This is a genomic window from Maribacter sp. MMG018, from assembly GCF_018100785.1.
In the GTDB taxonomy this organism is placed as follows: domain Bacteria; phylum Bacteroidota; class Bacteroidia; order Flavobacteriales; family Flavobacteriaceae; genus Maribacter.
Window position 1 is genome coordinate 1 of record NZ_JAGJEC010000009.1, and the last position, 12592, is coordinate 12592.

Consider the following 12592-nt stretch of genomic DNA (forward strand, 5'->3'; position numbering starts at 1 on the left):
TTGTCTTTTACGACCAAAAGAAACAGGGCCAAAATGGCTTAAAAGAATACGGTTTTCATTTAAACCTACCACACTACATCTTTAAAAAACCAATAATTTTATATACTTTGGCAGGCTCAAATTCTACTCAAGAAGTTAACCGGTGTATCGTTTACTTGCCTATCTGAAGTTTCTGCTATCGTCTACCAACCAGCATGGAGTACATTCTCCTTTTGTGTACAACTTCATTACCAAATCTTTATACCAGAAAAGAAACAAAAAATGCACCATTACCGAAGATGTATTATTTAAAAGCATCTCTTATTTTAAATACAAAAAGATAGGTTTAGTACCTCTAAACAATTCTTTAAAGTCTACCCTAAACTCAAAATTCGACTATCTGGAATACGGCAGCACACCCTACGATATTATTTACGTAAATTCGAAAAAAGAACTTTTTGGCAATATTTTAAAGCAAACTTATCATAATAATAGCGCCCTGTTGTTCGAAGGTATTCACAGTTCAAAAGAACGCACCCAACAGTGGGAATCCATCAAAGAACTCCCTGAAGTCACTGTTAGTATAGACCTATTTTATTGTGGTTTGATTTTTTTTAGAAGAGAGCAGGCGAAACAACATTTTAAGATACGGATATAAACCCCTAAATTTATAATATAAGCTCTTAATTATGGACAACACTATTTACATAGTTTTAGGTGTCGTATTTGCCATATACCTGGCAATCACCATTATTAACCGAAAAAAATCCAAAGAAAGGAAATCGAGAAAATTTATGGATAATTACAAAAGAAACGATTCTAACAAATAACCTCTTTATCCATTTCTAGAAATCAATCCATTGTTATCAATGAAAATATACACCAAAACAGGAGACAAGGGAACTACGGCACTTTTTGGTGGCACCAGGGTACCTAAACATCATATTCGCATAGAAAGTTACGGCACCTTGGATGAACTGAATTCGTGGTTGGGGCTCATTGGTGATCAACATATCGATGCTTTAAGCAAAAAACAACTTATTGCGATACAAAAAAAACTTTTTACCATTGGTGCTATCTTGGCAACCGCACCCGAAAAGAGTATCTTAAAAAATGGAAATGAACGTCTTAACATCGACAAAATAAACGATGATGATATTGCCTTTTTAGAAAAGGCCATTGATATTATGGATAACGAACTACCGCCAATGACACATTTTATTCTTCCGGGCGGCCACACAACAGTGTCATACTGTCATATTGCACGTACCGTTTGTAGGCGAGCTGAAAGAATGGCGGTATTGCTATACGAAAATGAACCATTTGACGACAGGGTGCTCTCGTACCTGAACAGGTTGTCCGATTATCTTTTTGTATTGGCACGAAAATTGTCGAAAAATTTATCAGTCGAGGAAATCAAATGGATTCCTGACAAAAAAAGCTAATAATTTCATATTTTAAGCGTTATGAACTTATCAATGCAAAAAAAATGTTGATAACTATGCTGAAATAAACAGAAATTATCTTGGCTATTTATATTTAAAAATTATTTTTGCAAAAAATTTAAAATCAAACTATTACCATGTATTGGACATTAGAACTAGCGTCTTATTTAAGTGATGCACCTTGGCCGGCAAGTAAAGATGAGTTAATAGATTACTCTATCAGAACCGGTGCGCCTTTAGAGGTTGTAGAGAACTTACAATCCATGGAGGAAGAAGGTGGTGAAATCTATGAGTCTATCGAAGAGATTTGGCCAGACTACCCAACCGAAGAAGATTACCTCTGGAATGAGGACGAATATTAATATTTGATATCATAAATAACTACTAAAAAGTCTCCTCGGAGGCTTTTTTTTTATGTAATTTTGACAGTCTTAAAAGGAAATTTTGGCTTAGGGCCATACTGGAACACCTTTTGTTTAACTGAAGTGCCGGTGTCAATTATCGGCTAAAAACAATTTATTGAAAAACACATTGAATCTTAGGTTTCGCAAATTTTCAATGTAAACTACAAATACATATGAATTTTATTAATTCCATACTAAAGGCATTCGTTGGTGATAAGTCAAAAAAAGATGTAAAAGAATTACAGCCTATAGTAAATCAGATAAAGTCGTTCGAATCTGAGTTCGAAAAATTAAGCTTGGATGAACTCAGAAACAAAACCATTGTTTTTAAACAGACCATAAAAGATTCTTACAAGAACGTTTCCGAACAAATCGCTGCTCTTGAAAAAGAGGTCAAAGAATCTACCGACATTGATAAAAATGAGGATATCTATGCCGAAATAGATAAACTTAAAGAAGAAGCCTATAAAATATCGGAAGATACCTTAAACAAGATTCTTCCAGAAGCATTTGCCGTAGTCAAAGAGACGGCAAAGCGTTTTGCCAACAATGAAGCTTTGACCGTAACCGCGACGGAAAATGACAGAAAATTATCCGGAGAGAAAGAATATGTTACCCTAGACGGGGATAAGGCCATCTGGAAAAATTCATGGAATGCTGCCGGTAAAGAAGTTACATGGGATATGGTGCATTACGATGTTCAGTTGATCGGGGGTATTGCATTACACCAAGGTAAAATTGCAGAAATGCAAACAGGTGAAGGTAAGACCTTAGTGGCCACTTTACCGTTATACCTAAATGCACTTACCGGAAATGGTGCCCACCTTGTAACCGTCAACGACTACCTGGCAAAAAGGGATAGCGCCTGGATGGCCCCAATATTCGAATTCCACGGTTTGTCGGTAGATTGTATAGATCACCACAAACCAAACTCTGAAGGTAGAAGGGCCGCTTACAATGCGGATATTACCTATGGTACCAATAACGAATTTGGTTTCGACTACCTAAGGGACAACATGGCACATACCCCAAAAGATTTAGTACAACGGCCACATAACTACGCCATTGTCGATGAGGTGGATTCTGTATTGATAGACGATGCGCGAACACCATTGATTATCTCGGGACCAGTACCGGAAGGTGATAGGCATGAGTTTAACGAGCTAAAACCGAAGGTCAGTGAAATAGTTCAGAAACAGAGACAACATTTAACAGGCGTATTGGCAGAAGCCAAAAAGTTAATAGCCGAAGGTGACACCAAAGAAGGAGGTTTTCTTTTATTAAGGGTTTACAGAGGTTTACCCAAAAACAAGGCATTGATCAAGTTCTTAAGTGAAGAAGGAGTAAAACAACTACTTCAGAAAACCGAGAATTTCTACATGCAAGACAACAACCGGGAGATGCCAAAGGTAGACGAGGATCTGTTGTTTGTTATCGATGAAAAAAACAACCAGATAGAGTTGACCGATAAAGGTGTAAACTATATCTCAGGCGCAGAGGACAAAGATTTCTTTGTAATGCCAGATATCGGTGCAGAAATTGCCAAGATCGAAGAGCAAAACCTTGATATTGAAAAAGAAGCTGAACTGAAAGAAGAGCTTTTTAAAGATTTCACCGTAAAAAGCGAACGTATTCATACAATGAGTCAATTACTTAAGGCATATACGCTTTTTGAAAAAGACGTTGAATATGTTGTTATGGACAATAAGGTAATGATCGTTGACGAGCAGACCGGTCGTATTATGGATGGTCGTAGATATTCAGATGGTCTTCACCAAGCCATTGAGGCCAAAGAGAACGTTAAGATCGAAGCATTAACGCAAACCTTTGCTACCGTTACTTTACAGAACTACTTTAGAATGTACCGCAAATTGGCAGGTATGACAGGTACGGCCGTAACCGAAGCTGGGGAATTTTGGGAAATCTACAAGCTAGATGTTATGGAGATTCCGACAAATAGACCGATTGCTCGTGATGACCGTAACGATTTGATATATAAGACCAAAAGGGAAAAATACAATGCCATTATAGAGGAAGTTACCCAATTGAGCAAAGCAGGAAGACCGGTATTGATCGGTACCACTTCGGTAGAAATTTCAGAATTGCTCTCAAAACTTTTAAGCGTACGTAAAGTACCCCACAACGTGTTAAACGCCAAACTACACAAAAAAGAAGCGGACGTTGTGGCAGAGGCCGGTAAACCGGGCGTAGTTACCATCGCCACCAACATGGCAGGTAGGGGTACCGATATTAAACTTTCTGAAGAAGTAAAAAAAGCTGGAGGTTTGGCCATTATAGGTACCGAGCGCCACGACTCTAGACGTGTAGACAGACAGCTACGAGGACGTTCGGGTCGTCAAGGAGATCCAGGAAGCTCTCAATTCTATGTTTCATTAGAAGACAACCTAATGCGTTTGTTCGGATCGGACAGAGTTGCCAAGATGATGGACAAAATGGGATTGGAAGATGGTGAGGTCATTCAACATAGTATGATGACCAAATCTATAGAAAGAGCCCAGAAAAAAGTAGAGGAAAACAACTTTGGTGTTCGTAAGCGTCTATTGGAATATGACGATGTAATGAACGCCCAACGTGAGGTCGTATACAAAAGAAGAAGACATGCCTTACAAGGTGACCGTTTAAAAGTAGATATTGCCAATATGGTCTATGACACTTGTGAAGTGATCGTAGAGGGCAACAAAGCGGCCAACGATTATAAAAATTTCGAATTTGAGCTAATCAAATATTTTTCGATGACCTCGCCTATAAGCGAAGATGAATTCGGAAAAATGAGCGCACAAGAAATTACCGGAAAGGTCTATAAAGCCGGATACGAACATTACAAAGAAAAAATGGAGCGTAATGCCGCAGCCGCTTTTCCAGTAATAAAACAAGTATACGAAGACAATGCCAACAACTTTGAACGTATTGTTGTGCCGTTTACCGACGGAGTTAAAACACTAAACGTTGTTACCAACTTACAAGAAGCGTATGAAAGTGATGGTAAACAATTGGTCACTGATTTTGAAAAGAATATTTCTCTTGCCATTATAGACGATTCTTGGAAAACCCATTTGAGAAAAATGGATGAACTAAAGCAATCGGTGCAATTGGCTGTTCACGAACAAAAAGACCCCTTGTTGATCTATAAATTTGAAGCCTTTGAACTATTTAAATCAATGATAGAGAAGGTAAACAAAGAAATAGTTTCCTTTCTTTTCAAAGGAGAACTTCCTTCTGGAAACCCCAATGATATAAGGGAGGCTAGAAATGTTCAACAAAAAAGGGAAAAAACACAAACTTCAAAAGAAGAGATTCCTAACAGCGATGAACTAGCCGCACAGAACAGGGCCGCAGGACAAACACAAAGACAACGCCCCGCCGTTACCGAAACAATTACTAGGGAACAACCTAAAATTGGTAGAAACGAACGGGTAACCATAAAAAATGTAATGTCCGGAGAAAGCAAAGTTGTTAAATACAAGCAAGCGGAGCCTCTCATAGCTAAAGGCGAATGGGTCATTACCCAAGATTAGGTTACAGTTTCAATTACAATAAAAAAAGACACTCTTTAGTGTCTTTTTTTTATTATACACCTGTTAATGGTTCTAAACATAGAATATGTAATATTACCGAATAGGGTGATTTACAAATTTTATATATCTTTAAAAAGAACCTATAACGAGACACAATGAAAAATTCAATAGAAAATCATAATTCGACCCTTGGTACGAGGACGACCCATTCCAAAAAATCCTTATATATCCTTTGTTACAAAAAAGTAAAAAAGCGATAGGTTTCATCGCTTTTTAATGTTAGCAAAAAAAATGACCGACCCAAAAACTACCCGGTCATACTTATAATATGTATTAAAACTAATTAAACTCGATAAAAATCAAGAGTTTATAGACGTACGTACAAAAGAAGTTATATATAGGATACCAAAAATAAGGTAAACCAAAAAATCTTAGTATTATGTTAAAAACATAACTAGATTTACACCCAAAATACGCGTTTACCGGTTACTAAACTGAAACTATGCCAGATTCTCTAATAGAACAAGAACGTCTTAGAAATAAAATTAAGTTAGTTCTAAAAGTAAATTATGTCACCAGTGCCATTTCAATTACTTTTGGATTAGTTTGTTTCTTTCTACTCGACATAAAGGAGATAATCCCCTACGTACTGGTGCTTTTCGGGTTGTTGAATTTCGTCAACATCCTAGTCTTTAAACAAAAAAAGAACCTTACCCTTACGTATAACATTTCTTCCTTTCTTGCATTAATAAGTGCCCTGATAATCACTTTGTACAGTGGTGGCATCAATAGCCCTTTTATATTTATGTTGGCCATAATAGTATTTGCGGCCTACCTTAATACCCAAAGAAACGGACAAGTCTATTTAAACTTTATTTTTGTCCTGGTACTTCTCATTTTCACCCAAAGTTTTCCTGAATTAAGTTTTACGGAAAACGTTATCCCAACAGAATCTAGAAACATTTTCAGTTTAATATCCATTCTGTTCTCGTTGTACTTGTTGGGCAACATTTTTGGTAAAGTATTATTAAAGACCCACAACTCTCTCTATACTTCAAAAAAGGAATTGACCATACAGATGTATGAAAAAGAGATGTTATTGAAAGAAGTGCACCATAGGGTAAAGAACAATCTGCAAACCGTTTCTAGCTTACTTAGTCTACAAAGCAGAAGTGTCTCTGAAAGAAAAATGAAAGATTTACTTAAAAGCACTCAAAACAGGGTTATTTCTATGGCAATGGTTCACGAAATGCTCTATATGAGAAAAGATATTAGCCAAATAGAATATAAATCCTATGTTCAAGAATTAAGTGAATATTTAATACGATCTATAAAAGGATTGGACAGTAAAGTTAATCTGAAGATAGATATTCCAGATATTAAATTAGGGATAGATACGGCAATACCTTTGGGCCTACTTATTAACGAAGCGGTTACAAATGCCTTAAAATATGGATTTACGGATGATGAAGAAGGAGAAATCTATATTGCCCTAAAACAAGAGTTGGACAAACAATACATTCTTAACATTGGTGACAATGGTATTGGTTTTCCAGACACCATAAATTATAAAAACACTAAATCGTTGGGGCTAAAATTAATTTATAACCTTACCAGACAGTTAAAAGGCACTATTCAAAAAGATAATAGTAAGAAAGGAACAAACTACATCATTAAATTTCAAGAAGTAAAACAGCAACTATCCCCTGTTGCATAAATTTGATATAGTCCTTAACACCTCACCACCCCACAAAAATCTTTAACGATCCATTTAAGAATCGTTACAAGCTGTTACCGTAAGACATTTTGGCATATCGCCCCATATCATTATGGTACATAAAAAACAGTTTATAGACCCTTAGAACTTTCTTCGATCAACAGGAACCTTTATAGGTTTAAGACTTCCCTTAGATTTAGGGAACATCAATAAATGTGAAACAACTAAAACAACGGGTATTACAGTAATAAATAATAACATAGCTTTTTGTTTTAATAAAGTGCTTAATTACACTCTACAATAGTATTACAAAGGTTATGCCAATTTTGGCCTATCCTTTTTTGTTGTGAAGAACAAGGCCTTTTTTACCCTTGAATTCTTATAACGATATAACCTAGCTACACTATTGGTATCGATACTTTCTTTATGACCAAAGTTTTCAACCTTTATGGTTTCTGTCATTTGTACCACACCTGTTGTAGATACATCAACTTTGTTTTCAACATGTGTACTTTGTGCGAAAGAAATAGCACTGAAAAAAAGAGTTAAAGACAAGGTTAAAATAGCTTTCATAACATTGATTTGGGTTATATAAAGCTAACTTCAGATGCCGAAAAGTATCGTTACGTATCGTTTAAATACAAGGTTTTTCGATAACAAAACAAAGGTTGGATAAAGGGTTTAAAATTATCGATGAATGTTTTGGGCGCCTCAATCAACACACCGAAAAAATAGGTAGATAATCGGTAGTTTTTCCCTTTTAAAAAGGACCGCCCCCTCTTTTAAACATGAGATATGTACTTGATAAATGTATTAGTTAACCTCTTTTCTCAACACTTGTAAAGGAGGACTTTTAAGAACACTAATATTGTTGGACAACCCAATCAACAAGACCAATAACGCTATACCCGGAAGCACAACAAAAAACGGGACCAATGAAGGCACAAATGGAGTTTCAAAAACAAAGTACGCCAACAACTGACTGCTGATCAAAGAAAGTAAAATCCCCATTCCAGCACCTAACAACCCCAGATACAGATACTCTAGAGCGGCCATCTTCAATATCTGATTGCTCTTAGCTCCGATAGTCCTGAGAAGAACACTCTCCCGCACCCGTTGATATCTACTGTTTCGAACAGAGCCTATCAAAACAATTATTCCTGTTAAGATGCTGAAAAAGGCCATAAATGTGACCACCCATGATATCTTATCCAAAATACCTTCGATCAAGGTAAGTACTTGTCTTAAATCCAAGATAGAGACATTCGGAAACTTTGCCACCAATTCACGTTGAAGGTTGGCGGACGACGACTTATCGGGAGCATTGGTGGTCAATACATGAAATTGTGGCGCACTCTCTAAAACCCCGGTCGGAAATACCACAGAAAAATTCATCTGCATTCTTCCCCAATCAACTTCTCTAATACTTCCTACTATCGTCTTCATCAACATACCCTGTACATTGAAAACTAGGGTATCACCGACCACGACCTGAGCATCCCTAGCCACGTTATCGGATAACGAAACAGGAACCGGCCTGCCAGGAAGCACTTTTGCGTTCAGGTCTCCAAAAATCAATTTTTCAGACCCGATCAAAGAATCACGGTAGGTTACCCTAAACTCATGGTTCAATATCCATTTGTTTATTGTTGTAGTCGAATCTAAACGTATGGCGTTTACACTTCTATCCTTAATCCGATCCAAACGCATGGTAATGATCGGAATGTTGTCTATAATAGGTAGGTTCTTTGCCTCTATTGCCTTGATCATGTCTTCTTTTTGTCCATTTTGGACGTCGAACATAATCAGGTTAGGACTTTTTTCATTAGTCTCCAATGAAGTTTTTGCCAATAAAAAATCTTTGGTAAAATAGAGCGTTCCTATCAAGAACGTTCCAATACCGATCGCAAGGATCAATACGGCGGTCTGGTTGTTGGGCCTATAAAGATTAAGAAGACTTTGTCTTGCAATAAAGCTCCAAGATTTGGGAAAATAACGTTTTACCAATCGCATGAACAATTGTGACATGCCCCATAAAATGGTAAAAGTCACCAGTATACCTACAACAAAACTAAACGCATATTTAAAATTGTCCAGTAACCAATATGCGAACAAAAACACAAAGAGTACAATGGCCAAGAGTACGTAAATTTGAGCTTTTCTAGATTTGTTTCCGACATTCTCTTGCACCCTTAACACTTGTAATGGTGATACAAACCATGTGTTCAACAACGGTGATAACGCAAAAAGAACAGACATTAATACACCCAAGACCAACCCTACGACGATTGCTTGATAAGAGGTAGAGATTTGAACCTGAAAAGGTAAAAACTCTTGTAAGATCAAGGGAAAGGATTCTTGTAAAAGTAGCCCGATCGTTGTTCCTACGATGCCTCCCAATAACCCCATTCCAGCTATTTGTATCAAGAAAATAAGAAATGTTTGTTTTCTGGTAGCCCCCAAGCATTTTAGAACCGCGACCGCCTTTAGTTTTTCCTTTATATAAATATGCACGGAGCTCGCAATACCTACACAACCCAACAACAAGGCTATAAAAGCGACCAAATTTAAAAATCGCCCCACATTATCGTATCTTCTCCCTAGTCGCTGACTGGTAGAGGTATGTGTATCTAGATCGGCATTTTGTTCATCCAACAAGGGGTCTATTTCCTTATCCAATTTTTGAAGATCAACATCGGGGGCCTTAAAATAATAGGCATAATCCAATCTACTTCCTTTCTGCAACAACCCACTAGACGCCATAAAACCATAGGGAACCATAACCGGAGGTGCGACCGAGGTTCCTATTCCAGTACTTCCGGGCGCCGTGATCAACGAGCCAATTATAGGAAAGGTTTTATTACCAAGCTTTACACTGTCACCTACCTCTAAATTAAACTGGAGCATTACAGTTGCATCTACCAGAGCACCGGATTCGGCTTGGTATCTTACTGCTGCATCGGTCGGTTCTGTCTCTAATTCCCCGTAAAAAGGAAAATCACCTTCCACTCCCCTAACCTGTACTAATTTAGTAGCTCCGGTTTTGGAGAATGCCGCCATAGAGGCAAACTTCACCTCCATGGCATCCGCACCGCCAAGTGAATCCATTATAGACAGCACCCGCTCATTGGCCGGCTCATTACTGTCTATTAAAAAGTCGGCACCCATTAATGCCTTTGACTGATTTCCAATGTTGTCTTTCAAATTTTCACTGAAAGATTGAATGGAGACTACGGCTGCAATTCCCAAAACAATCGATGCCATGAACAATAGCAATCTTTTGCCGCTTGCCTTGCCATCTCGCCATGCCATTTTAAGCAACCAGCCAAAAGGAGTTTTTGAAGTATATCTTAAATCGCTCAAACTAAAGTTTCAGATTGGTTACCAACAATTTTTCCGCCCTTTAGTTTAATCACCCGTTGGGTCAACCGGGCCAAATCCAGATCATGGGTAACAATGACCAAGGTTGTCCCCATTTCTTTATTTAATTGAAATAATAATTTTATTACTTTCTCACCTGTTTCCTCGTCCAGGTTTCCTGTAGGTTCATCTGCAAACAATATGGAGGGCTTGGTAGAAAAGGCCCTGGCCAAGGCCACACGCTGTTGCTCACCGCCCGATAATTGTGAAGGATAGTGGTCGATCCTATCAACAAGACCTACTTTCTCCAACAAATCCTTTGCTTCTTTGGCGGCGTCAGGTGCACCCTGCAACTCCAACGGAACGCTCACATTCTCTAAAGCCGTCAAAGTAGGCAACAACTGAAAATTTTGAAAAATAAACCCGACCTTTTTATTGCGCAACAAAGCCCGCTGGTCTTCATTAAGGGTATTGAGTTCTGTACCGCATAACTCTATGGTGCCCTCATCTAACTGGTCCAAACCCGCACACAGCCCCAACAAGGTTGTTTTTCCACTTCCGGACGGCCCTACGATGGCAAAAGTTTCCCCTTCTTCTATATCAAAGGTGATTCCGTCCAAAACAGTTAAATCCTTGGTACCGCTTCGATAAGTTTTCCTTAGGTTCTTTACGTTTAATATCTTTGTCATAACTCATTTAGTACAAGCTAACAAAATAACTAAATGATTTTGGTTTTAAGAAGGATACACTATGTACAAACTATTAAAGTTTAGTTATTTTTTTCTCGTTTTATTGCTTATTGGCTGTGGAGAAAGTAAAAAACAAAGGCAAACCGATACTACTACTGAATCTATAGTACCGGAAAACAAGGAAGAAAAAGAGACTGAAAGCAAGGTTATCCTATTCTTCGGCAATAGCCTTACCGCTGCTTATGGTCTGGAAACAGAAGATGGGTTTCCGCATAGAATACAGCTTCGTTTAGATTCTTTAGGTTTAGATTATAAGGTGATCAATTCTGGTCTAAGTGGAGAAACTACCTCGGGCGGACTGAACAGATTGGACTGGGTCTTAAACCAAAAAATAGACATATTTGTCCTGGAACTCGGGGCCAATGACGGCCTACGGGGTATACCGTTATCAGAAACCAAAGAAAACCTTCAGAAAATTATAGACAGGGTAAGAGAAAAAAATAGCGAAACCACCATTCTTTTGGCCGGAATGCAGATTCCCCCCAACATGGGCCAAGACTATACCACCGAATTCAAAACTATGTTTCCGGACCTAGCAAAGAAAAACGATGTTTTGCTTATTCCATTCCTTTTAGAAAATGTTGCCGGAATACCTGAATTGAACTTAGAGGACGGTATTCATCCTACAGCGGAAGGACAAAAAATTGTCGCCAACAATGTATGGAAAGTGTTAGAACCTGTTGTTTCCTCAAAATAAAGTAGAAACAATATCGGTTTAAGCCAATCTAGGCCTTCTTTTTCTCGACTTAAAGGACAATGCCCTTTTTACCCTAGAATGCTTTGACATATATACACCTGTAACCGACGGGATGCTTTTGCCCAAGTTAGTTTGGACCATGGTTTCAGTAATTGGCATTGAAAAAGCTTCCACTTTTGATTCAACATCATTTTTCTGAGCCTGGGCAAAAACTCCCATGCAGGTAACAAGCATAAAAATAAAAGTAAGAGTAGGTTTCATTAGTAGATTAATTTGGTGAATATATAACTCTCGCTTATTGAATTTTAAATTCCAGTTTCGACAAACGGTATAAATTTACCGACCAAATACATTTTTTTCGACCAATAACACCATTCCTACAAAAGTTTTCCTACAAAAACGATTTTACTTCATCGATGATTTCGTACACTTTATCGATATATTGAGTTGATTCCTACAAAAAGAGACCTATCTAACGATCACTTACATACGAACTTCAAACATCGTATAACTAAATGACTTCACTAACAAAAACATCTTATACAACAAATAATAGGCTACCAACTTTAGATGATGTACGTAGATATCTATTATGATAAGAGGTCATTAAATAATTTTGTTCAGATTAATAATAAAATAATATCAAAATATTTATGAAATCAATTAAGCCATTTTGGCCCTGTTTCTTTTGGTCGTAAAAGACAG

General features: G+C 37.6%; 10 protein-coding genes. 6 read left to right on the forward strand and 4 right to left on the reverse strand.

From position 1 onward, the window contains the following. The first annotated feature begins 142 nt into the window (after positions 1 to 142). The 5 genes from J8L85_RS17775 to J8L85_RS17795 all read left to right on the forward strand — a co-directional run bounded on the left by J8L85_RS17775 (position 143) and on the right by J8L85_RS17795 (position 7081). Complete coding sequence (locus tag J8L85_RS17775) at positions 143 to 637, forward strand: hypothetical protein (protein ID WP_211019524.1); 495 nt, start codon at positions 143 to 145, stop codon at positions 635 to 637. A 211-nt stretch (positions 638 to 848) separates the two neighbouring features. Continuing rightward, positions 849 to 1424, forward strand: a complete 576-nt coding sequence (locus J8L85_RS17780; protein ID WP_211019525.1) for a cob(I)yrinic acid a,c-diamide adenosyltransferase — start codon at positions 849 to 851, stop codon at positions 1422 to 1424. Between the two features lie 137 nt (positions 1425 to 1561). Continuing rightward, positions 1562 to 1786: a DUF2795 domain-containing protein gene (locus J8L85_RS17785; RefSeq protein WP_027064442.1), complete on the forward strand. Its 225-nt coding sequence runs from the start codon at positions 1562 to 1564 to the stop codon at positions 1784 to 1786. Between the two features lie 215 nt (positions 1787 to 2001). Further along, entirely contained in the window at positions 2002 to 5364 is a 3363-nt protein-coding gene (secA, locus tag J8L85_RS17790) for a preprotein translocase subunit SecA (protein WP_211019526.1), read from the forward strand. Between the two features lie 502 nt (positions 5365 to 5866). Further along, a complete protein-coding gene (locus J8L85_RS17795) occupies positions 5867 to 7081 on the forward strand; it encodes a sensor histidine kinase (RefSeq protein WP_211019527.1) in 1215 nt (404 codons plus the stop codon). A 315-nt stretch (positions 7082 to 7396) separates the two neighbouring features. Here J8L85_RS17795 and J8L85_RS17800 read toward each other — a convergent pair whose 3' ends face one another. The 3 genes from J8L85_RS17800 to J8L85_RS17810 all read right to left on the reverse strand — a co-directional run bounded on the left by J8L85_RS17800 (position 7397) and on the right by J8L85_RS17810 (position 11130). After that, positions 7397 to 7654, reverse strand: coding sequence for a hypothetical protein (locus tag J8L85_RS17800; RefSeq protein WP_211019528.1), 258 nt, complete (start codon positions 7652 to 7654; stop codon positions 7397 to 7399). A 240-nt stretch (positions 7655 to 7894) separates the two neighbouring features. After that, positions 7895 to 10393, reverse strand: coding sequence for an FtsX-like permease family protein (locus tag J8L85_RS17805; protein ID WP_211019532.1), 2499 nt, complete (start codon positions 10391 to 10393; stop codon positions 7895 to 7897). 47 nt (positions 10394 to 10440) lie between these two features. Then, positions 10441 to 11130 carry an ABC transporter ATP-binding protein gene (locus J8L85_RS17810; RefSeq protein WP_211019529.1) on the reverse strand — a complete coding sequence of 230 codons (690 nt, stop codon included), beginning with the start codon at positions 11128 to 11130 and terminating at the stop codon, positions 10441 to 10443. Between the two features lie 61 nt (positions 11131 to 11191). Between J8L85_RS17810 and J8L85_RS17815 the strand changes: the two genes are divergently transcribed. After that, positions 11192 to 11887, forward strand: coding sequence for an arylesterase (locus tag J8L85_RS17815; RefSeq protein ID WP_211019530.1), 696 nt, complete (start codon positions 11192 to 11194; stop codon positions 11885 to 11887). An 18-nt stretch (positions 11888 to 11905) separates the two neighbouring features. On the opposite strand, the gene J8L85_RS17820 is transcribed toward J8L85_RS17815, so the two are convergent. Further along, positions 11906 to 12148 carry a hypothetical protein gene (locus J8L85_RS17820; RefSeq protein ID WP_211019531.1) on the reverse strand — a complete coding sequence of 81 codons (243 nt, stop codon included), beginning with the start codon at positions 12146 to 12148 and terminating at the stop codon, positions 11906 to 11908. Positions 12149 to 12592: the final 444 nt, after the last annotated feature.

Excerpts from the sequence above, each read along its gene's own strand:
- J8L85_RS17780 (WP_211019525.1), top strand. The coding sequence starts at position 849 with ATGAAAATATACACCAAAACAGGAGACAAGGGAACTACGGCACTTTTT.
- J8L85_RS17785 (WP_027064442.1), top strand. The coding sequence starts at position 1,562 with ATGTATTGGACATTAGAACTAGCGTCTTATTTAAGTGATGCACCTTGG.
- secA (WP_211019526.1), top strand. The coding sequence starts at position 2,002 with ATGAATTTTATTAATTCCATACTAAAGGCATTCGTTGGTGATAAGTCA.
- J8L85_RS17795 (WP_211019527.1), top strand. The coding sequence starts at position 5,867 with ATGCCAGATTCTCTAATAGAACAAGAACGTCTTAGAAATAAAATTAAG.
- J8L85_RS17800 (WP_211019528.1), bottom strand. The coding sequence starts at position 7,654 with ATGAAAGCTATTTTAACCTTGTCTTTAACTCTTTTTTTCAGTGCTATT.
- J8L85_RS17805 (WP_211019532.1), bottom strand. The coding sequence starts at position 10,393 with ATGGCATGGCGAGATGGCAAGGCAAGCGGCAAAAGATTGCTATTGTTC.
- J8L85_RS17810 (WP_211019529.1), bottom strand. The coding sequence starts at position 11,130 with ATGACAAAGATATTAAACGTAAAGAACCTAAGGAAAACTTATCGAAGC.
- J8L85_RS17815 (WP_211019530.1), top strand. The coding sequence starts at position 11,192 with ATGTACAAACTATTAAAGTTTAGTTATTTTTTTCTCGTTTTATTGCTT.
- J8L85_RS17820 (WP_211019531.1), bottom strand. The coding sequence starts at position 12,148 with ATGAAACCTACTCTTACTTTTATTTTTATGCTTGTTACCTGCATGGGA.